General features: G+C 38.3%; 19 protein-coding genes. 15 read left to right on the top strand and 4 right to left on the bottom strand.

From position 1 onward, the window contains the following. Positions 1 to 87 precede the first annotated feature (87 nt). A complete protein-coding gene (locus GQR44_RS05825; protein WP_166370221.1) occupies positions 88 to 1,491 on the top strand; it encodes an undecaprenyl-phosphate glucose phosphotransferase in 1,404 nt (467 codons plus the stop codon). A 152-nt stretch (positions 1,492 to 1,643) separates the two neighbouring features. Here the strand turns inward: GQR44_RS05825 and rsmF are convergent, their stop codons facing one another. From rsmF to GQR44_RS05805, 4 genes are all read right to left on the bottom strand, one after another. Beyond that, positions 1,644 to 3,086: a 16S rRNA (cytosine(1407)-C(5))-methyltransferase RsmF gene (rsmF, locus tag GQR44_RS05820; protein ID WP_166370219.1), complete on the bottom strand. Its 1,443-nt coding sequence runs from the start codon at positions 3,084 to 3,086 to the stop codon at positions 1,644 to 1,646. 221 nt (positions 3,087 to 3,307) lie between these two features. After that, positions 3,308 to 5,998 carry an MlaD family protein gene (locus GQR44_RS05815; RefSeq protein ID WP_166370217.1) on the bottom strand — a complete coding sequence of 897 codons (2,691 nt, stop codon included), beginning with the start codon at positions 5,996 to 5,998 and terminating at the stop codon, positions 3,308 to 3,310. Next, positions 5,988 to 6,620: a paraquat-inducible protein A gene (locus GQR44_RS05810; RefSeq protein WP_166370215.1), complete on the bottom strand. Its 633-nt coding sequence runs from the start codon at positions 6,618 to 6,620 to the stop codon at positions 5,988 to 5,990. The genes GQR44_RS05815 and GQR44_RS05810 overlap by 11 nt, the downstream gene beginning before the upstream one ends. After that, the gene (locus GQR44_RS05805) at positions 6,613 to 7,206 is read right to left on the bottom strand and encodes a paraquat-inducible protein A (RefSeq protein WP_166370213.1); all 594 of its coding nucleotides are present in this window, start codon (positions 7,204 to 7,206) and stop codon (positions 6,613 to 6,615) included. The genes GQR44_RS05810 and GQR44_RS05805 overlap by 8 nt, the downstream gene beginning before the upstream one ends. Before the next feature lie 131 nt (positions 7,207 to 7,337). Between GQR44_RS05805 and GQR44_RS05800 the strand changes: the two genes are divergently transcribed. From GQR44_RS05800 to secF, 14 genes are all read left to right on the top strand, one after another. Beyond that, on the top strand, positions 7,338 to 7,601 hold the full coding sequence (locus GQR44_RS05800) for a YebG family protein (RefSeq protein WP_166370211.1): 264 nt from the start codon (positions 7,338 to 7,340) through the stop codon (positions 7,599 to 7,601). Positions 7,602 to 7,741: 140 nt separating this feature from the next. Next, on the top strand, positions 7,742 to 9,649 hold the full coding sequence (gene thrS, locus GQR44_RS05795; RefSeq protein ID WP_166370209.1) for a threonine--tRNA ligase: 1,908 nt from the start codon (positions 7,742 to 7,744) through the stop codon (positions 9,647 to 9,649). 5 nt (positions 9,650 to 9,654) lie between these two features. Next, positions 9,655 to 10,212: a translation initiation factor IF-3 gene (infC, locus tag GQR44_RS05790; protein WP_205962978.1), complete on the top strand. Its 558-nt coding sequence runs from the start codon at positions 9,655 to 9,657 to the stop codon at positions 10,210 to 10,212. 96 nt (positions 10,213 to 10,308) lie between these two features. Beyond that, positions 10,309 to 10,506 carry a 50S ribosomal protein L35 gene (gene rpmI / locus GQR44_RS05785; RefSeq protein WP_025564055.1) on the top strand — a complete coding sequence of 66 codons (198 nt, stop codon included), beginning with the start codon at positions 10,309 to 10,311 and terminating at the stop codon, positions 10,504 to 10,506. A gap of 16 nt (positions 10,507 to 10,522) precedes the next feature. After that, positions 10,523 to 10,879, top strand: coding sequence for a 50S ribosomal protein L20 (gene rplT / locus GQR44_RS05780; RefSeq protein WP_025564056.1), 357 nt, complete (start codon positions 10,523 to 10,525; stop codon positions 10,877 to 10,879). 356 nt (positions 10,880 to 11,235) lie between these two features. Continuing rightward, a complete protein-coding gene (locus GQR44_RS05775; RefSeq protein ID WP_166370207.1) occupies positions 11,236 to 13,461 on the top strand; it encodes an ABC transporter permease subunit in 2,226 nt (741 codons plus the stop codon). A gap of 13 nt (positions 13,462 to 13,474) precedes the next feature. Then, a complete protein-coding gene (gene pstA, locus GQR44_RS05770; protein ID WP_346774325.1) occupies positions 13,475 to 15,136 on the top strand; it encodes a phosphate ABC transporter permease PstA in 1,662 nt (553 codons plus the stop codon). Between the two features lie 117 nt (positions 15,137 to 15,253). Further along, positions 15,254 to 16,066, top strand: coding sequence for a phosphate ABC transporter ATP-binding protein PstB (gene pstB / locus GQR44_RS05765; RefSeq protein WP_166370203.1), 813 nt, complete (start codon positions 15,254 to 15,256; stop codon positions 16,064 to 16,066). Between the two features lie 13 nt (positions 16,067 to 16,079). Further along, positions 16,080 to 16,784 (top strand): phosphate signaling complex protein PhoU, encoded by a 705-nt coding sequence (gene phoU, locus GQR44_RS05760; RefSeq protein ID WP_028867646.1) that lies wholly within the window; start codon positions 16,080 to 16,082, stop codon positions 16,782 to 16,784. Between the two features lie 157 nt (positions 16,785 to 16,941). Next, on the top strand, positions 16,942 to 17,988 hold the full coding sequence (gene queA, locus GQR44_RS05755; RefSeq protein ID WP_166370201.1) for a tRNA preQ1(34) S-adenosylmethionine ribosyltransferase-isomerase QueA: 1,047 nt from the start codon (positions 16,942 to 16,944) through the stop codon (positions 17,986 to 17,988). Between the two features lie 171 nt (positions 17,989 to 18,159). Continuing rightward, the gene (gene tgt, locus GQR44_RS05750; RefSeq protein WP_166370199.1) at positions 18,160 to 19,284 is read left to right on the top strand and encodes a tRNA guanosine(34) transglycosylase Tgt; all 1,125 of its coding nucleotides are present in this window, start codon (positions 18,160 to 18,162) and stop codon (positions 19,282 to 19,284) included. Between the two features lie 61 nt (positions 19,285 to 19,345). Beyond that, a complete protein-coding gene (gene yajC, locus GQR44_RS05745; RefSeq protein ID WP_166370197.1) occupies positions 19,346 to 19,681 on the top strand; it encodes a preprotein translocase subunit YajC in 336 nt (111 codons plus the stop codon). A 68-nt stretch (positions 19,682 to 19,749) separates the two neighbouring features. Further along, positions 19,750 to 21,612, top strand: a complete 1,863-nt coding sequence (gene secD, locus GQR44_RS05740) for a protein translocase subunit SecD (protein WP_166370195.1) — start codon at positions 19,750 to 19,752, stop codon at positions 21,610 to 21,612. A 12-nt stretch (positions 21,613 to 21,624) separates the two neighbouring features. Then, positions 21,625 to 22,572 carry a protein translocase subunit SecF gene (gene secF, locus GQR44_RS05735; protein WP_166370193.1) on the top strand — a complete coding sequence of 316 codons (948 nt, stop codon included), beginning with the start codon at positions 21,625 to 21,627 and terminating at the stop codon, positions 22,570 to 22,572. Positions 22,573 to 22,870 lie beyond the last annotated feature (298 nt).

Genomic DNA, 22,870 nt, shown 5'->3' with positions numbered 1-22,870 from the left:
AAAACGGTTTGTAAGTTGAAATAATACCTATATATAACTACTTTTATTGTTTCAACTTATCGAGAAATGTTTTTTAAAGGGAAGTAAATGCCTGTTCAACACAATGTTAAAGATAATAGTGCGCACGCCTATTCAGCATTATACCGTTGCATTGATTTTGTCATTATCCAATTAACCCTGTTCTTAATTGTTCACTTTAAAGGTGAACAATTAACAGATACTTATTTGGTGGTTGGCTTAATCGCCTCACTTGGTTTTGCATTTTCTGCTGAAAGCCAAATGCTCTATCGTAGCTGGCGAGTGGGGGAGTTCTCTCGTATCACCAGTTATACTTTTTTATCCTGGGTAGCAGGCATTTTTAGCGTTGTTATCTTTCTATTCTTTAGTAAAACCAGTGTGGATATCTCCCGAGTTATTATTGCCACTTGGATCATCATCAACTGTTTTGCTCTTGCGGGTTGGCGAATTCTTTTTTACGTGTTTTTATTCAAACGAAGACGAGCCGGTTTTTACACTAAGAAAGTCGCTATTTTTGGTTTAACATCTTCGGGGGAATTATTAGCTGATGAGCTAATTAATAAACCTGAAACAGGGTTCACTTTGCAGGGTTTTTATGATGACCGAGCCGACCATCGTTCTCCCACCAAGCACAATGACTGTTTATTAGGTAATATAAGCCAAGGATTAGCATCAGCGCAGGCCGGAGAGATTGATGTGATTTATATTGCTCTGCCTCTGGCCGCTCAAAAACGCATTGAGGAGTTGCTTCGGTCATTAGGTGATACGACTGTTGATGTATTTTTAGTGCCTGACTTTTTCACTTTTAATTTAATTAATTCGCGCTTATCTAATGTCGGTTCGATTCAAACCATCAGTGTCTATGAGTCACCAATGACAGGGCCTGCAAGTTTAATTAAACGTATTGAAGATGTGGTCGGAGCAGCATTGATTTTATCTGTGATTGCGATACCGATGTTAATCATTGCGCTGCTTATCAAAAAAGATTCCCCAGGACCGGTTTTTTTCAAGCAAATGCGTTACGGTTTAGACGGTCGCCCCATTAATGTATGGAAGTTTCGTTCTATGAACTCGATGGATAACGGTTCTTTTGTGCAACAAGCGGTAAAAGGGGATCCTCGTGTCACCAAGTTAGGGCATTTTTTACGTAGAACATCGCTGGATGAATTACCACAGTTTATTAATGTGCTATCCGGCAGTATGTCATTAGTTGGACCTCGTCCGCATGCAGTAGCTCATAATGAAGAATATAGAAAGTTAGTTGATTTTTATATGTTACGTCATATCGTCAAACCGGGGATAACGGGTTGGGCGCAAATTAATGGATGGCGTGGTGAAACGGATACATTAGATAAAATGGAAAAGCGCGTTGAGTTCGATTTAGAATATATTAGAACTTGGTCTATTAGCTTTGATATAAAAATTATTTTTATAACGATTTTCAAAGGTTTTGTGAATAAAAACGCCTATTAAATTTCACTCTGATTGTCGACTATTAGTTATCGCTAGTACTTACCGCTATTGCTTGCCGTTAATAGTTAGCGTTTTTTGTATACGAACACTGCTATCAGTAAAAGATTACCTGGCTTATAAAACCAGCTAATCTTTTGCTCGCCTAGCTTGGGCTATTCTTCAAATAGATTTTTATCTATGATCAGATCTCTTGGTAAACTATTTTTAATGCGATTATCGAGTGATTTACCCAAGCCAATAATATAGCCTTGATAATTCAATAATACTTCACCTTTGCTATTTTTAGTATCGATATCATGGATATCTCTACCTTGAAAGTATTCCCGTGCTTGATGCGGTAAGAGGCTAACCGATGACGTTGTTTGTTGGCCATAACAGGAGGCGAATTCATGAGTACATTTGAAGCCTGATTTTCGTCCCTTGCCAAATTGCTCGGCAATTTTTATTCCTAATCTAGAAAAACGTAACTCATTTATCAAAGGAACTATGTTTTCTGGAAATAACCAAAATTCATCATCTCGTTGGTATAAAACACCTTCTATTTCAGTGATACCAAATTGTTCCTGAAAATAGTTAAACAATTTTTCTTTAGTTACTACAGCTGCAGGCTGAAAAGGAAACTTACCTAAACGTTTATGCGCTTGAGGTGATTCAACATGACCCGTTTTTTTAATGCTTGCTACAAAGAAACCCTCTGTATCATAAACTTGCGGCCATATATGTAAAAAACCTTGCTCTGTTACTGTTTTATCCGCACCTTTAAATAAATCTATTAATGATAAGAATTCAACTTGTTCAGGGTAGCTTTCTTGCAGGTACAAACAAACCTCTTGGTTTTCTTCTAGGCTTAAAGTACAGGTTGAATAGACCATTACTCCACCGGGCTTAAGCGCCTGAAATGCACTTTCAATGAGTGTTTTCTGGGTCCCTGAAATGCTTTCAATCGCACCTTGATTCCAGTTTTTCATTGCTTGTTTATCTTTTCGTACAGTGCCTTCACCGGAGCAAGGGGCATCTAATAAAATAGCGTCAAAAGTGTTAGGTAACCATTGTCCAAATACGCTTGCATCAAAGTGTGTCAAAGCAACATTTTTAATACCACAACGCTGTATATTTGCGTGCAACATCTTGATCCTGCTTGACGAGTATTCATTAGCAATGATCAAGCCCTGATTGTTCATTGAGGCTGCTAATTGTGTTGTTTTGGATCCTGGTGCGGCGGCTGCATCTAATAAAGTAGATTGTGCTGAACCTTGAAAATGGTGGGTAAGTGCTGACACCGGCATCATTGAACTTGCTTCTTGCACATAGAATAGACCTGCCAAATGCTCAGCACTATTACCTAAAGGGCATTGTTGCTCATCAAGTTCTATCCAAAATCCAGTTTTACACCAAGGGATAGGTGTTAATTGCCAATTTTTATTTTCAGCAATGACCAAAAAATCATCAACACTAATCTTAATCGTGTTAATGCGGATCGCTCGTCGTAAAGGGCGGCGGCAACTGGACACTAAATCCTCAACATTTAAATGAGAAGGTAAAATGGTGCTCATTTTGTCGATAAATGCTTGTGGTATAAACGTATTACTATCCATTTCAATCCTCAAAGAGTGCCCATTAATATCAATTCACTTACGTCACCGAACATTAGGTTAAAGATCATTTTTATTGGCTAATAAAGTTAATACCTGTACTGCTCTCAATGCCAATAGCTATCTATTGGACAAGTGAATACCTTAACTTTTTCATCAGATAGACTGATCGCTTCTGTAAGCACAATGCTATAAAAATGTGCGCAAGATAACATAAAGTTAAATTAATTACCGTTGGGAATTTTCATTTTCCATTGTAACCACTCATCCTCTATTTCTATTTGCAGTTTAAAACTAGAGAAAGCATTGCTTGCTGGTTGTAATTTTTGGTCATCTGGTGTGCTCATATTAATGCCACCCTTAAGCAATGAAGACAGTGATGTTGATTTTAATGCTGCACCTGTAATACCAATGTCTAAGTTGAAACCAGAAGCCGGCCAAAATACGCTATTAGTACGGATTAAATGGGCATATTGAGGATATATGTTAATAATGATTTCAACACCCGATGCGTTGCTATTTAAACGTTTATCGATGACTTCCCCAATTTGTATTTGACGATGATAAACCGGACTTGAAATATCAGTAGAACCGGCATTATTCGCTAATAAAGTGATTGGCAGTCCGGTTTGATGCTGCGCTAATAAGGGTTCATTCGTTTCGCCCTTAAAGCTTGCCATTAAATTGCCTTTACCAGGTGATACATTAATAAATACACCACTGATTAGAGTGTCTAAGTTTTTAGTACCAGATAATGAAATATTACTGCGCACAATCCAGAATCGACTCCCTTGCTTAGCTATTTTATTAAAATATTGAGGCTCTATATCCAATGTGACAATGACTTTATTGTGCTTGTTAAGTTTAAGCTGATTGACTTCACCGACCACTAAACCTTGAAGTTTTACTTTATTACCCGCTTTTAGATCAAAGGCATCGTCATAGGTAAGCGTTAATTGTTTAGGAGGGTTGGTTGCTTGTTGGAAGCTATCAAATAAACGATATTGGCCAGTGCTCACTTTATTAGCGATCGCTTTTGAAGAAAGCTCAAGTGCTATACCGCCTGCAGCTATAGCTAACAAAGAGTCTGTATTGATATTGATACCGGACAGGCTCGCATCGACCTTAATACCACTAATATTCCAAAATACGGTGCTATCTGAAATTAAATGTTTGAACTGAGGATTAATTTTAAGGCTAGTTTGCATTAAGCTTGAATCATGCAGTGCTAAGGCACTTACTTCACCGACTTGTAATTTATGATAATAGACCGGAGAACCGACACTAACAGAAGGCAACTCTTTACTTAATAATGTGACATTAAGTGGCGAAGCAAATGCATTTTTACCAAGCTTAGCTGTCTCTTTAGATGAATATAAATAAAAAGTTTTATTAAACGGGGATGATTTATTATTCTTTGAAACTTGCTTCTCTGAGGCCTGCTTTTCTAGCACTCGCTGGCTATTATATAAGGTAATACCTCCTTGGATAATCTTTTGTATCGGTTTACTATTTAGTTCAAGCCCAGTTAAGGATGCTTTAAAATCTAGCCCACTTGATAAGTGAAATTTGCTTTGTTGGTTGATCAAATAAGTAAATTTATTTTTTATATTGAGTAACACCTTAATATGTTGGCTGTCTTTGCTCAATTTTAGTGTGCTTATTGTGCCAATTTTTAGGCCTTTATAGGTGACGGGGGCTCCTTCAGTCAAACCATCAGCATTATCAGCGGTCAGTGTGACTGATGTTAACTCGTTGTTTGAATCTTTATGTTGCGCTAATAAAAATTCCGATTGTGGCGTTTCTTGTTGGTACTGTTGACTGTGCGTAAAGCTAATATAATCACCGGTAATAACATTGCCTAGGTTTTCTATTTTAGAAAATGAAAGGGCGGTTTTTTCTACCCAAAATTGTGCGTTTTCGGTCATCATTTCGGCAAATGCAGGGTTAATCGTCGCTTCAGCTAAAAATAATTGACTATTGCTGTCGTAACGAATCTTATCTATTCGGCCAATACCATGCCCTTTAAATAAAATGCCAGCTCTGTTTGGTAAATTATGGGTGTCTTTTAATTTTAATAAAATAGACAAACCTTGTTCGCTGTCGTGAATATTATCAAATAACTGATATTGCTTATCAGCTTTCGGTGGCGAAGATGAAGCCGGGCTATTAAAAGTAATGCCTCCCGCAATAAGTGCAGTTAAACTATCTAGTTTAAAATCAATACCTGCACGTGACAGGTTGGCATTTAAACCACTGATATTCCAGAAGCGACTTTGCTGCTTGACCAGGTGGCTATATTTACTTTCAATGAATATTTGAATATTGATAAATTGTCCTGACTTATCAATGCGAACGCGGGCGACTTCCCCAACCTGTATCTTCTTGTAGAAAATCGGTGTACCCACATTGATTGATGCTGCACTTTTACTTTTAAGGGTTAGTAATAATGCATTATCAGGAATACTAATAGGTTGTTCATCAGTAGCAATAAATTCGTTTTCTGGCTCACCTTCACCGGGCAATAAATTGATATAGCTACCTGAAAATAAAGTATCTAAACCTGATATTGAAGTTAATGAAGCTTTTGGTGAAACTAACCAAAATTGACTTTTCTCTTTCAATAAAAACACCGCATGAGATTCTATTTCTGCAATAACATTAACGCCATCTACTTCGTCAAGCTCTACTTTCTTTACTGTTCCAACAATGACACCTTTATATCGTACTTTCGTTTTATCAACGATAATACTGTCGGCACGCTTAAAGTGAATAGTGACTTGTTCATTTTTATGGGTAATATTTTGAAATAGAATCCAGACGCCTAATAGGGCTGCAATACAAGGCAAAAACCAAATCGGGGAAATTGAGCGTGACTTAGCAATAATAGCTTGGTCAGAGGGGTTATTTTGCATTGGTATTAGCATCCCATATTAAACGAGTATCAAAACTCTGCGCAGCAAATAAAGTGGTGATAACCACAACGGTAAATGAAGTAGCGGCGATACCTGGGTAAACAGATAAAAAATTTCCTTTATCGAAAACAGCTACCATGATTGAGATAACAAATAGGTCCAATACTGACCAACGTCCTATCCAGTCGACTATTTTGAAAGCAAAAAGTTGTTTTTTAGGGGGAAACTGCCATTGAAAGTGCACCGCAAGTGAAATGAAAGAAAGTGCAACAATCTTTAAAATAGGTACTAGGATAGAGGCAATAAAAACAATAAGGGCAATGCCTATCATACCACTATCAAATAAGCTGATTATACCTGAAAAAATAGTATCAGGATAAAGTGTACTATTTTTTAGTAAATAGGTAATAGGGTATAGGTTGGCTGGAATAATAAAAACTATCGCGGTCAGCAACAAAGCCCACATTTTTTGTTGGCTATGCTTAATGCGCACTGAGATTGGGCTACCGCAATAAGGGCAATGCGTTGTGTTAGCTGAAATTAAAGAGTCCATGGTGCAGACCTTACATAACTGCCTACCTTGTTGCATAGCGCTGATGCCGGGTTTTAGTAGATCACTCATTACGCAAATATTCCCAATATTTTGTATTACTGTATTCACAGAGCATAGACATGTTTAGTATCAGTAACGCCACAAAAAAATACAGCCCACTATTAAAATAGACATCTGCATAACTAATTAATTTAAATACCGCGACCATAAAGCTAACTAGATACACCTCTAACATTGACCAATGGAATAGAATACTTGTTAACTTAAGTACTGGATTTAATAAAGAAGGGCGTTTGTTGAATACGACGCAGCCGCTACTAAAAGTAATACATAAAGTTAACAATACTGGTGCAACCACCGCACAAAATAACACCACAAAAGAGACGATAGGGGCAATATCAATCATCATAATTGCGCCCTGTAATAGATTAGCTTCTTCCGTAATACCTAATAAATGAATAGATATTAGGGGGGATGAAAAGGCTGGAATACAGATCAATAACGCTGTTATTGATAAGGCAAACAACTTATTCGCATTGACAGCTTTGTTTTTGTAAAGAATACGCTCACAGCGAGGGCACTTTGCAACATAGCCGGCGGCTAAAGTTGGTTTTTGTGATACTAAGTCACAGTGACTGCAAATAATTGTCTGCATTGTTTATTATCAATAATTTAACATTCACGGAGAATAGCAAACTAATTTTAAGATGACAAAAGTTGCATTCTATTACAAATAGTTTTACTGTATATAAAACCATGTTTAATTAGTTATTAAAAGAGGCCACCGTGGCAGTCATCATTAAATACATAGTAGAAAGAAAAGGTGTTGAAAAAATGACCTTTACCAGTAAGAAAGAAGCGGATGCATACGATAAAATGCTCGATAGCGCTGATCAAATTGCATTGTTCTTAAGCCAGAGTCCAGTTTCATTGGATGATCAGCAACTGGAAGAGTTAGGGTTATATGTTGCAAGTAATAAAGATGTATTACAAAACCTATTCAAGGGACAATTGTTTGACCAAGAGACGATTGACAAAGCCGACGCATAAAAATAGATAGAATTTAGGGGAGTATTGATAAATTAACCTTCAATACCTTTTATTGTGCTCCTTAATACTCTAAAATACTTTCCTCAATTTTAACAAATACAAATGCTTTTTGGTTGGAAGCATCACTGTGAGGAATTAGCATGCCAATTATTACTCTTCCCGATGGAAATCAACGTCAATTTGACACTACTACTTCAATTATGGATATCGCAGCAGATATCGGCCCCGGTTTAGCGAAAGCTTGTATTGCAGGTCGCGTTAACGGACAACTTGTTGATGCTTGTGACCCTATTGAACACGATGCAGAAGTTTCAATCATCACCAATAAAGATGATGAAGGTTTAGAAATATTACGTCACTCTTGTGCTCATTTGTTAGGCCATGCAATTAAACAATTGTATCCACAAGCAAAAATGGCAATAGGACCAACCATTGATAATGGTTTTTACTATGATATTGATCTTGATGTAACCATTAATGATGAAGAGTTAGCTAAAATTGAAAAACGCATGCAACAGTTAGTTAAAACTAACTATCAAGTTGTTAAAAAGAAAGTCAGCGTTGATGAAGCTATTGCTGTATTCACTGAACGTAATGAACCATACAAATTAGAAATTCTTGAAGGTATTGATAAAGAAGATCGTCCTGGTTTATATCATCATGAAGAATATATCGATATGTGTCGTGGTCCTCATGTACCGATGATGAAATTTAGCCAATGGTTTAAATTGATGAAAGTATCAGGCGCATATTGGCGTGCTGACTCTGATAATAAAATGCTACAGCGTATCTACGGTACAGCTTGGGCAGACAAAAAACAGTTAAATGCTTATTTAAAACGTCTTGAAGAGGCTGCTAAACGTGACCACCGTAAAATTGGTAAGCAGTTAGATCTTTATCATATGCAAGAAGAAGCGCCAGGAATGGTGTTCTGGCATCCAAATGGTTGGACTATCTTCCGCGAGCTTGAAAGTTACATTCGCGAACAGACCGTAGCTTTTGGTTACCAAGAAGTAAAAGCACCACAGATTCTAGATCGTTCTTTATGGGAAAAATCGGGTCATTGGGATAAATATAAAGATGGCATGTTCTGTACTTGTAGTGAAAACAGAGATTATGCAATCAAGCCAATGAACTGTCCTGGTCACGTACAAATCTTTAATCAAGGTTTAAAATCGTACCGAGATCTACCATTACGTTTATCTGAGTTTGGCTCATGTCACCGTAACGAGCCATCAGGTTCTTTGCATGGTTTAATGCGCGTACGTGGCTTTACACAAGATGATGCGCATATATTCTGTACAGAAGCTCAAATTCTTGAAGAAGTATCTGCTTGTATCAATATGGTATTTGAATGTTATAAAACATTTGGCTTTGAAGATATTGTGGTTAAATTATCTACTCGTCCTGAAAAACGTGTTGGTGATGACGCTACATGGGATAAATCTGAAGCAGCTTTAGCAAATGCATTAGATGAAAACGGTGTTAAGTTTGAGTACTTGCCAGGAGAAGGTGCTTTCTATGGTCCAAAAATAGAATTTACCTTGTATGATTGTTTAGGTCGTGCATGGCAATGTGGTACAATACAGTTAGATTTTTCAATGCCGGGTCGTTTAGACGCAACTTATGTTGGTGAAGATAACGAACGACATACACCAGTGATGATTCACCGTGCAATCCTTGGTTCTTTAGAGCGTTTCATTGGTATCTTAACTGAAGAGTATGCAGGTATTTACCCAACTTGGTTATCACCTCAACAGGTGGTTGTGATGAATATTACGGACAAACAGTCTGATTTTGTCACGGAAGTAGTAAATAAATTGAAAAAATCGGGTGTTAGAGCCATTTCGGACTTGAGAAATGAGAAAATAGGCTTTAAAATCCGCGAGCATACATTAAAGCGCGTTCCTTACTTATTAGTTGTGGGTGACCAAGAGGTCGAAGCAAATGAAGTTGCAGTAAGAACACGTAAGGGTGATGACCTTGGTAAAATGCAGGTTAATGATTTTGTTGACCATGTAAAACAAGAAATCATCGCACGATCATAAATCACTTGGAGGAATTTGTTATAAAAGGTGCAAAAAAAGCCCCGCAAACGGGCAATAAACATCGTTTAAACGATGAAATAACTGGTACTGAAGTACGTCTTTCTGATTCAGAAGGTAAGCCGGTAGGTATTGTTTCTTTAGAAGAAGCAAAAAACATGGCATTTGACGCAGATTTGGATCTAGTAGAAATTAGCCCAAATGCTGAGCCGCCAGTTTGTCGCATCATGAACTATGGCAAATTTCTCTTTGAAAAGAGTAAATCCGTTAAAGAACAACGGAAGAATCAGAAACAGGTTCAGTTGAAGGAAATAAAATTCCGTCCTGGGACTGATGATGGCGATTATCAGGTAAAACTACGCAGCCTGATACGCTTTCTTGAAGAGGGTAACAAAGCCAAAGTAACGCTACGTTTTCGTGGTCGTGAAATGGCGCATCAATCACTTGGGATGGAATTACTAAATCGCGTTAAAAACGATTTAGCTGAAATCTCAACTGTCGAATCCTTCCCTAAGCTGGAAGGTCGTCAAATGGTGATGGTACTTGGCCCTAAACGTGCTAGCTAAGGCATAAAGTAGTATTGATGTGCGAATGTGAGAATATTCGCACTATTTACTCGCCTTACTGGTTTAATTTAATATTTTAACAATGCGGAGTTCGCAATGCCTAAAATGAAATCTAACAAAGGTGCTGCAAAGCGCTTTAAAAAGACTGCTTCTGGTGGTTTTAAACGTAAGCAATCTCACTTACGTCATATCCTTACTAAGAAATCTACTAAACGTAAACGCCATCTACGTGCTCAAAGCATGGTAGCTAAAGTAGACGTACCTAGTATTAACAGAATGTTACCATTCGCTTAAGTAAGGAATATATAAAATGCCAAGAGTAAAACGCGGTGTACAAGCTCGTGCACGCCATAAAAAAGTCTTAAAACAAGCTAAAGGTTATTACGGAGCTCGTTCACGTGTTTATCGCGTAGCAGTTCAAGCAGTAACTAAAGCTGGTCAATACGCTTACCGCGACCGTCGTCAACGTAAACGTCAGTTCCGTCAACTATGGATTGCACGTATTAACGCTGCATCTCGTATTAGCGGATTATCTTACAGCCGTTTCATCAATGGTCTTAAAAAGGCTTCTGTTGAAATCGATCGTAAGATCCTAGCTGACATCGCTGTATTTGATAAAGCAACATTTGCTCATTTAGTAGAAGTTGCAAAAAAAGCGCTAGCTTAATCATTATTGATTAACATAATTGAAGAAGGAGGCATTTTGTCTCCTTTTTTTTGATCTAAAATTCCTCCCCATCTTTCTCTACTTTGATTACATCATCTAAACCTTACCTTACTGGCAGATATGACTTTTACTTCAGTAACAATCTCAAGCTTTTATCTATGAGATTTATCTGCAATATTTGTAACGCAATGCCTTTTCTTTACAAAATTTAAAACCTGCAAGAGATGCGTTTTAACCAGCAAAATTGATTGGTTATTTAATGCAGTTACTATAAATGTCAGTATCAATAAGGTTGTCATATAACTGTCACATAAGAGCAATATAATCGTCCACATCAATTATGTTGGAGATAGTAAATGGAACGTGATTTAGCGACCACGCTGCAAGCGAATAAAAAGCGAGTGGTTAAGGATAAGTTGGTTAAATATGGTGTAACAGGAGGCGGCACATTGGTGCTTGTCGCATTGTTATTAATTTTTGGGTATTTATTGTATGTCGTATTGCCTATTTTTGCACCCGTGAGTATCGAACAAACACAATCCTTTCAACGTCAAGATTCAACAAAAATTTATGCATTGGGTCTGGATGAGCAAAATGAAGTTAGCTACCAGCTGGATGAACAAGGTTTATTAAGCTTTTATTCATTGAGGAAAAATGATTTAGGCGAAAACTTACTACAGTACCAAGCCTTAACTAATACTCAGCATATTGCTAAAACAATGGCGTCTACGGGTATTTATGCAATCAGTAATGATCGAGGTGAAGTGAAGATTGTTAAACCAAGTTTTGTGACATCTTATCCCAAAGATAAACGCTTAATTACGCCTGAAGTTAGTTTCCCTCTTGGTGAAGATAATTTTATTGTTTCTGAAGATAAGCAAGCATTAACGCATTTAGCTTTTGAGATAAATCCTGAATATGCCGGTTTAGCTGCAGTACAAGGTAATGGCGAAGGGTTGTTTCTACTATTAACCGCTGAAGAAAATATGATGACCGATGAAACGGTTTGGGAGCAATCGTTATTTAAATTACCTTCATTTCCTCAACAAGTAGATCAATTACTATTAACACCTAATCTGAGCAAATTATTTGTACGTAGTGGAAATGATTTGTTGGTTTACGATGTTTCCGAAACTAACAATATACATATCACTGCGGCACTTAAAATCAATGCAAAAGGTAGTAATGTTAGTCATATGGCTTTACTAACCGGAGCTAGTTCATTGTTAGTCGCTAATGATAACGGTGTGATCAGCCAGTGGTTTGAAGTGTTAAGTGATAATAAACGTGAATTTACTTTCATTCGTGATTTTAAATCATCATCAGCGGTGACTAGTATTGTTCCTGAGTTTTTCCGTAAAGGTTTTTTAACCACGACAGCTTCCGGTGACTTATCTATTTTTCATACCACAGGCGAAACTGAGTTATTAACTGAGTCTATTACTGAAGCAGGTAACTTAATCGTAGCTATCTCTCCGCGTGCGAATGCAATCCTCAGCGCAGATAGCAAGTCTATTACACTTTATCATGTTGAAAATGAACATCCTGAGATCACTTGGTCTGCATTATGGCAAGAAGTTTGGTATGAGGGATATCCTGAACCGCAATATGTGTGGCAGTCGACATCTGCAAGTGATGACTTTGAAGCAAAAATGAGTTTAGTACCGATTTCATTTGGTACCATCAAAGCAGCATTCTATGCCATGTTATTTGCTGTGCCCATTGGTATTTCAGCGGCTATTTACACTGCTTACTTTATGGCGCCAAGCATTAGAACTTATATCAAACCTACCGTAGAAATCATGGAAGCATTACCTACGGTTATTTTAGGGTTTTTAGCAGGCCTATGGTTAGCACCTATTGTTGAAAGCCAATTACCTGGGATCATATTATTATTAATTACCTTACCTGCTAGCGTGTTAGTAGCAGCCCTGATTTGGTCGAATTTACCCAAGTCATTAAGCGATAAAATCAGCGAAGGTGTGTTACCGCTGGTCCTATTACCTATTTTGGTGGCTGCGGGTTATTTATCTATGTCCTTTAGCGATACGCTTGAATTATGGTTATTCAATGGTGATACGCGTATGTATTTGACTAATGAATTAGGCATTAATTTTGACCAACGTAACTCGCTTATTGTTGGTATTGCGATGGGGTTTGCAGTTATCCCAACCATTTTCTCGATTGCTGAGGATGCTATTTTTAGTGTACCAAAGAGTTTAACAATGGGGTCATTGGCGTTAGGAGCAACACGTTGGCAGACTCTTTCTAAAGTGGTTATTTTAACCGCTAGCCCAGGTATTTTTTCTGCGGTGATGATGGGTATGGGACGCGCAGTGGGTGAAACTATGATCGTACTAATGGCGACGGGTAATACCCCGATTATGGATTGGAACATCTTTGAAGGTATGCGTTCTTTATCAGCGAATATTGCTGTTGAAATGCCTGAATCTGAAGTGGGTAGTTCACATTACCGCGTCCTATTCCTAGCCGCATTTGTATTGTTCATCTTCACCTTCTTTTTCAACACCATTGCTGAGTTTGTTCGTCAGCGTTTGCGTGAAAAATATTCAAGCCTATAAATAGGAGTTAGTTATTATGGGTAAGTGGTTTAAATCAGGCACACCGTGGATTTGGATGACCGGTGGCGCTGTAAGTTTGAGTTTGATTGCTGTAATAGGGTTGTTCTTATTAATCGGATGGAGAGGATTAAGTTTCTTTTGGCCTGCTACTGTGTATGAGTTTGATATGCAAAATGAGCAAGGTCAAAAATCAGTATTAATAGGTGAAATATACGACACTGAAAGTGTACTAAAGCAACAGTTACTTGATGCAGGGGTGATCGGTCTTGAGAACGAAGGCGATTCTTTGCAACGCTTTTTGATTAAAATAGGTAACCGTGAGTATGTTGATTTGGATTTCCAATGGATATTGGAAACTATTATTAAAGATAAAAAAATTGCCAACGATATTGTTGTGTTTGAAAGAACCAAAAACGGTAATTTTTATGGATACCTTGACGCTATCAATGAGGGTAAGCAGAAGTTAAATATTGAAAAAAGTGGCTTGGTTGATGAGTTAAATAAGCGCATTGAACGTGCGCTTGAATTTCGAGACAAAGAGCATGCATTGCTGACTGGTGATATTGGGCGTATCAACTACGACTTAGATCGAATTCGCTTAAATAAACGAAAATTAGAGCTTGATGGTAGTTTAACAGCACAAAAGGTCGCTGAATTTGCTGCTCAAAGTGATAGCTTACGCGCCGAGTACTTAGCATTAGAAAATGAGTTATTTGATTACCGAGATCAAGCTAAACGCGATAGTGTGGTAGTGAAAGATATGACTGGGCGTTTAGTAACGATGCCGTTATCTTATATCTTAGATTTCTATCAACCTAATGACATGAGCTTTATGCAGAAAGTAGGGCATTGGTTCCATCAGGTTTATAAGTTTGTAAGTAGCGACCCGCGAGAAGCTAATACCGAAGGTGGTGTTTTCCCTGCTATTTTTGGTACCGTATTCATGGTGATGTTAATGGCTGTGATCGTTACCCCATTTGGTGTGGTTGCTGCTATTTATCTGCATGAATATGCCGGAAAAAATAATATTACTAAATTTATTCGTATTGCTGTGATTAACTTAGCGGGGGTTCCGTCAATTGTTTACGGTGTATTTGGTTTAGGATTCTTTGTGTATATCTTAGGTGGCAGTATTGACCAGCTACTTTACCCAGAAGCATTACCAACACCTACTTTTGGTTCTCCTGGTGTATTGTGGTCAGCGTTAACTTTGGCTATTTTGACCTTACCCGTGGTAATTGTGTCAACTGAGGAAGGACTAAGCCGCATCCCAAGTACACTACGCGAAGGTTCATTAGCATTAGGCGCAACCAAGTCGGAAACGTTATGGCGTATTGTTATTCCAATGGCGAGCCCTGCTATTATGACGGGACTGATCTTAGCCGTTGCTCGCGCCGCGGGTGAAGTAGCTCCTTTAATGTTGGTTGGTGTGGTGAAGATAGCGCCCACGTTACCTGTAGATGGCAATTTCCCATTCTTACACTTGGATAGAAAGTTCATGCACCTTGGCTTCCACATCTATGATGTTGGTTTCCAAAGTCCAAATGTAGAAGCGGCAAGACCACTGGTGTATGCCACTTCATTCTTATTAGTGACTGTGATTATTGGCTTAAATTTAGCGGCCATTTCAATCCGTAATAATTTACGTGAAAAATACCGCTCATTAGAGCATTAAAAATAACAATATAATACGCAGCCAGCGTTGATAATAGTCGCGCATGGCTGCACATGATCAATGACACATTTTAAAAACAGACACAGTCTTGTGTGTGAATAAAGATTAGGAAAGACAATGATTGATTTATCAAATTTAAATGTAAAAGGTAATGATTTAAGTGCTTTAACCGCTGAAAATACAGCATTGGAGATTAAAAACTTAGATCTGTTTTACGGTGACAAACAAGCGTTACATAACGTATCGATGAAAATACCAAAGGGTAAAGTCACCGCATTTATCGGACCATCGGGTTGTGGTAAATCAACGTTATTACGTTGTATTAATCGCATGAATGACCTCGTAGAGATTTGTCGTGTAGACGGTAATATAGAGTTACAAGGCATCAATATTTATGATAAATCGGTAGATGTTGCATCTTTACGTCGTCGTATAGGCATGGTATTTCAGCGTCCTAATCCTTTTCCAAAGTCAATTTATGAGAATGTGGTATATGGCTTACGATTACAGGGGATAAACGATCGTCGTACACTGGATGAAGCCTGTGAAACATCACTGCGTGGTGCCGCTTTATGGAATGAAGTGAAAGATAGGCTACACGATAATGCCTTTGGTCTTTCTGGTGGGCAACAGCAACGTTTAGTGATTGCTCGTGCTATCGCAATTGGACCAGAGGTGTTGTTATTAGACGAGCCTACCTCTGCCCTAGACCCTATCTCTACACTAACGATTGAAGAACTGATTACTGAGCTTAAGAAAAAATTTACCGTGGTGATTGTGACACATAACATGCAACAGGCGGCGCGTGTCTCGGATCAAACCGCCTTTATGTACATGGGTAAATTGATTGAATACTCAGATACGAATACATTGTTTACTTCACCAAAACAAAAACAGACAGAAGATTACATCACCGGTCGTTACGGTTAGATAAGGAAAAAAAATGGAAAACTTAAACTTAAACCGTCATATTTCAGGACAATTTAATAGTGAACTGGAAAGTGTGCGTAACCAAGTTATGCAGATGGGTGGACTCATTGAACAACAGTTAGGCGATGCTTTATCAGCAATGGCAGATAATGATTTAGAGCTAGCGCGTAAAGTAATAGTTAAAGATAATGAAGTGAATCAATTTGAAACCAAAGTGGATCAAGATTGTTCACGAATCATTGCTAAGCGCCAGCCAGCCGCCAGTGATTTACGCTTAATACTGACCATTATGAAAACGATAACTGAGCTTGAAAGAGTGGGGGACAGTGTTGTTGCGATTGCTAAAATGGTCATTGAGAATCACGGTAAAAAAGTGCCTTCATTAATTGGGCTAGAGAACATGGGGCAGATTGTATTAAAAATGTTACATAATGCTTTAGATGCTTTTACTCGTTTAGATATTAATACTGCTATTGCTGTGCATAATGAAGACAAAAAAGTAAATCGTCAGTACGAGAGTATCCTACGTGAACTGATGACTTTTATGATGGAAGATCCGCGTTCTGTACCCTTTGTATTAAATGTATTAGCCTCTGCACGTGCTATCGAACGTATTGGTGATAGATGCCAAAATATCTGTGAGCAAATCGTGTACTTAGTAAAAGGGATTGACGTTCGACACGCAACAGAAGAAGAGATCAATTCATTGATTGAGTAAAGCTCGACAGATTATCCCACAAGCGTTGCTATTTATAAAAGCGAAGTTGAATGTATTCAGCTTCGCTTTTATATTTCTGCTGCTTTTAAAATCGAGAAACCTTTTCAGCCCATGTGGCATCAGGTATACTGCGCGTTTTATTTACTGGAACCGTTACATGAAAGTTGCTGATTTTTCTTTTCACCTTCCTGAAGAATTGATTGCGCGTTACCCAACGCCGGAGCGTACCCATAGTCGCTTACTTTCATTACAGGCAAACGCGGGCGAATTAAGCCATTTAAACTTTACTGATATTATTGATTTAGTGAATGCTAATGATTTACTTATCTTTAACGATACACGGGTTATTCCAGCGCGTTTATTTGGTAGTAAGGAAACGGGCGGTAAAATTGAGGTGCTAGTGGAGCGGGTATTAGATGAGAAGTCTTTTCTAGCCCATGTTCGTAGCTCAAAATCACCTAAACCAGGTTGTCAGTTATTATTAGAAAATGACGTTAAGGCTGAAATGGTGCAGCGTCAAGGTCCATTATTTGAAATTAAAGTGGACAGCAATGAGACGGTATTACAAATTTTAGAGCGTATTGGCCATATGCCTTTACCCCCTTACATCGATAGACCCGATGAAGATGCCGATAAAGAACGCTACCAAACGGTATATAATAAAAATCCCGGCGCTGTTGCTGCGCCAACTGCGGGATTGCACTTTGATCAAGCCATTTTAGATAAGTTAACGGCAAAAGGAACCGATTTCGCCTTTGTTACCTTGCATGTGGGGGCTGGGACTTTTCAGCCAGTTAAAGTTGATAATATACTCGATCATCAAATGCACAGCGAGTATGCAGAGGTATCGCAACAAGTTGTGGATAAAATTAATGCCACTAAAGCGGCGGGTGGCAGAGTGATTGCGGTTGGCACAACGTCGGTACGTTCCGTGGAAAGTGCTGCTAGTGTTACCTTAGCAAAAGGGCTGGCGCTTGCTCCTTTCTTTTCTGAAACCAGTATCTTTATCTATCCGGGTTATCAGTTCCAGGTAGTTGATGCCATGATCACTAATTTTCACTTATCGGAATCAACTTTATTAATGTTGGTCAGTGCTTTCTGTGGCAAAGAAAATATAGATAAAGCTTATCAAACTGCGATTGAAAACAAATACCGTTTCTTTAGTTATGGCGATGCAATGTTTTTAACTAAAAAAACTAACTAAAAATTAACTGAAAACTAATTAATAAAGCCTTAAAAAGAGCTTTTTAAGCTATTAATCTAAAAAAGTAAGACATTAAAACTCAAATCAATGACTTAGATCAAAGGTCATGATTCAGTTCGTTTTAATAATTGTTCAATCAAAAATCAGACTGTTTCTCTGATAAGGAAAACCATGAAATATGAATTAATAACAACCGATGGTCGCGCTCGTCGTGGCCGTTTAACTTTTGAACGCGGTACTGTGGAAACACCTGCGTTTATGCCTGTTGGCACCTACGGTACGGTAAAAGGCATGACGCCTGAAGAAGTACATGAAACAGGCGCAGAAATATTGTTAGGCAACACATTCCACCTTTGGTTACGCCCAGGACAAGAAGTGATCCGTCAACACGGTGATTTACACGACTTTATGAATTGGAGTGGACCAATACTAACTGACTCAGGTGGTTTCCAAGTATTCAGCTTGGGTAAAATGCGTAAAATCAAAGAAGAAGGTGTTTACTTTAGAAGCCCTGTTAATGGTGACCAAGTATTTTTATCTCCGGAAGTTTCCATGGATATCCAGTATGACCTAGGTTCAGATATCGTCATGATCTTCGATGAATGTACTGCGTATCCTGCAACAGAGCAAGAAGCAGACGTGTCAATGAAGCTTTCTCTACGTTGGGCTGAACGTAGTCGTCAACGTTTTGATGAGTTACAAAACCCCAATGCATTGTTTGGTATTATCCAAGGTGGCTGTTTTGAGCACTTACGTGATGTGTCGTTAGATGGTTTAACTAAGATTGGCTTTGATGGTTATGCTATCGGCGGGCTAGCAGTCGGCGAGCCAAAAGATGATATGCACCGTATTTTAGAATACATTGCACCTAAGATCCCTGAAGATAAACCGCGTTATTTAATGGGCGTGGGTAAACCTGAGGATCTTGTAGAAGGTGTGCGTCGTGGTGTGGATATGTTTGACTGTGTAATGCCAACAAGAAATGCACGTAACGGTCACTTATTTACTACCGATGGTGTGATTAAAATTCGTAACGCAAAACACCGTGAAGATACTAGCCCACTAGATGCAGAGTGTGATTGTTACACTTGTAAAAACTATACGCGCGCTTATTTATATCATCTTGACAAGTGTGGAGAAATACTTGGAGCTCGTTTAAACACGATCCATAACTTACGTTATTACCAACGTTTGATGAAAGGTTTGCGTGATGCCATTTCAGCAGGTACATTAGACGAGTTTGTTGATATATTTTATAAGCGAATTGGAAAAGAAAAACCAGTTCTAAATAATTGATAACACAATACAATTACCATACTATTACATAGTTTAATTTTTATACAATAAAGGATATAACATGAGTTTATTTATCTCTCAAGCACATGCAGCAGCGGAAGGTTCGGCAGAAGGCGGCGGCATGCAAATGATTTTTATGTTAGTTGTTTTTGCAGCTATCTTCTACTTTATGATCTACCGCCCTCAAGCGCGTCGCACTAAAGAGCATAAAAACCTGATGGAAAGCATCAGCAAAAACGATGAAATACTAACATCTGGTGGCCTAATTGGTCGTGTTGTTAAAATCAGTGCTGAAAGTGAATACGTTCAAATAGAGTTAAATGAAAATAACACTATCGTAATCAAAAGAGATTTCATTTCAGCGGTACTGCCTAAAGGTACGCTTAAATCAATCTAAATAAGAAGGGCAGGTTATCCTGCCTTTTTTGTTCTCTTTACCTTTAGCATCAAATAAAGGACATTATTGTGTTAAACAAATACCCTCTTTGGAAATATTTACTACTTGGGTTTATCGTTTTATTTACTCTCGTTTATGCTGCACCCAATCTCTATGCAGAAGACCCTGCTGTACAAGTTTCTGCAACACGTGGTGCTAAAGTTGAACTATCTACTTTAGACAAAGTTCAAGATATTTTAAAACAAGTTAATATCTCACCTAAATCAACCGCATTAGAAAATGGTCAAATCTTAGTGCGTCTTTCTTCTAGTGAAGATCAATTAATTGCTCGTGAAACTATCAGCGCACAAATAGGCGATGGTTTTGTGACAGCATTAAATTTAGCCCCATCGACACCTGCTTGGTTAGAAGCGATTGGTGGTGGTCCTTTAAAACTCGGTCTTGACTTACGTGGCGGTGTACATTTCTTAATGGAAGTGGACATGGATGAAGCGATCAGTAAAGAACAAGATCAAATGGTACAAGACTTACGTGCTGAATTACGTGAGCAAAAAATACGTTTTCGTGGTATCGAAAAAGCATCTACTGAAACCGGCGTAATATTGCGTTTTACATCGCAAAAGATTTTAGATAGTGCAATTGATTACTTAAAACCGATCAACCCAGGTTTTGTGTTTAGCGAAAAAGAAAATAACGGTGCTTTCTACTTAACTATTAGCATGACAGAAGAAAAATTAAAGTCTGCAAAAGAAGATGCATTGCAACAAAATCTAAGTATTTTACGTAACCGTGTTAATGAGTTAGGGGTTGCAGAGCCGCTTGTTCAGCGTCAAGGTGTAGACCGCATTGTGGTTGAATTGCCGGGTATTCAAGATACGGCGCGTGCCAAAGAAATACTAGGTGCAACGGCAACGCTAGAATTCCATCCTGTTGATTCTGATACTGATTTATCGGATGCTTTGGCGGGTCGAATTCCAGCTTCTTCAGTTTTATATAAAGAGCGCGATGGCACTCCTGTTGTTATCAAGAAAAAAATTATCTTAACGGGTAATCACATTGTTGATGCTCAATCGAGTGCTGATGAATATGGACGTGCACAGGTAAATATTTCTTTAGACTCTAAAGGTGGCAGTAAAATGTCACGTTTTACTAAAGATAATATCGGTAAGCCGATGGCCACTTTATTTATTGAATATTTACCAACGGGTAAAAAGAAAGCCAATGGCAAATCAGAAACTAAAAAACGCATAGAAGTCGCTAACGTAGCCACTATTCAAGCTCAGTTAGGGCGTAGTTTCCGTATCACTGGTTTAGATAATACTGCTGAAGCGCATAACTTAGCGTTGTTATTACGTGCAGGTGCATTAACCGCTCCGATTCAAATCGTAGAAGAACGTACGATTGGTCCAAGTCTAGGTCAGCAAAATATCGATAATGGTATGAAAGCAATGATCTATGGGTTGTTAGCCGTGGTTATCTTTATGTTTATTTACTACCGTAAGTTTGGTGCGGTTGCAAATACTGCATTGATACTTAATCTTGTGATGATTGTTGGTTTGATGTCGATGATCCCAGGGGCAACATTAACCTTGCCGGGTATTGCAGGTATTGTATTAACCATTGGTATGGCTGTTGATGCTAATGTACTTATTTTTGAACGTATTCGTGAAGAGTTACATGCTGGTAAGTCGGTTCAACGTGCTATTAATGAAGGTTATGCTAATGCATTCTCTACCATTGCGGATGCGAATATTACCACCTTTATTACCGCCGTTATTTTGTTTGCTGTAGGTACTGGCTCAATCAAAGGTTTTGCTGTGACACTGGCAATCGGTATCTTAACTTCAATGTTTACTTCTATCTTCGGTACCCGTGCAATTGTTAATGCACTATGGGGTGGCCGCAATGATATTAAAAAACTTTCAATCTAAGCAGGGTCAACTATGTTGGAATTAATTAAATCGAAGCAAACCATTCGCTTCATGAAATATGCAAAGCCTGCAACTTGGTTATCCATTTTATTAGTGGTTATCTCGGTAGGGTCATTAAGTACAAATTGGATAAATTGGGGATTAGATTTCACCGGTGGAACATTAATTGAGGTTGGCTTTCAACAACCTGCTAATTTAGAGGATGTACGTTTAACCTTAAGTGAAGCTGATTTTCCCGATGCTGTTGTACAGCATTTTGGTAGCAGCCATGAAGTGATGGTTCGTTTAGCACCACGTGAAGGTGTTAAAGGGCAAGTGATCGGTAATCAAGTGTTAAACGCACTAACAGCTGGTGATTTCGGTGATGTGGATATGCGTCGCATAGAGTTCGTTGGGCCAAATGTGGGGGATGAGCTGGCTGAGAATGGTGGTATTGCTATCATCATCGCACTTATCTGTATCATGTTATACGTGAGCATGCGTTTTGAATGGCGATTAGCGATGGGCTCTGTATTAGCCTTGGGACACGATATCATCATCACGTTAGGTGTTTTCTCGTTATTCCAAATTGAATTTGATCTAACAGTGTTAGCGGCTTTATTAGCTGTAATAGGTTACTCACTCAATGATACGATCGTAGTATTTGACCGTATTCGTGAAAACTTCAGACTCATTGCAACAGCAACACCTGAAGAGATTGTTGACCAATCTTTAACACAAACATTAAGCAGAACAATCATTACATCAAGTACGACTATTTTTGTATTAATTTCTTTGTTTGTTGTCGGTGGGGCGCTCATTCACGGATTTGCGACTGCGTTGTTAATTGGTATCTTTGTTGGTACTTATTCTTCAATTTATGTCGCCAGTGCGTTAGCGATTAACCTTGGTATATCGCGTGAACACATGATCCCTGAAGTGATTGAAAAAGAAGGCGCTGATCAAGACGCTCTGATGTAATTGATTTTATAGCCCGTTTACATCAATTTAAAAAGCACTGCATGGCAGTGCTTTTTTGTATCCGTTAACTTGCTTTATATTATGGGTTTATTGCATCGGGTTTATATAATTGGTTTTAAAAAAGATATGACAAACTAAAGCTAATATAAATAATGCTCTTATCAATAAACCTCTTATCAATAAACCTCTTATCAATAAACCTCTTATCAATAAAGTGCCGAACAATAAAGGGCTACATAATAAAAGATAAAGTGCGTGAATATGGTGATAGCCTATTGCCTATCTGTAACAAATTTAA

This window comes from Psychromonas sp. SA13A (genome assembly GCF_011378715.1).
GTDB lineage: Bacteria > Pseudomonadota > Gammaproteobacteria > Enterobacterales > Psychromonadaceae > Psychromonas.
Note: the sequence above shows the minus strand (reverse complement) of the source record. Positions and strands in the feature narration are given on the sequence as shown.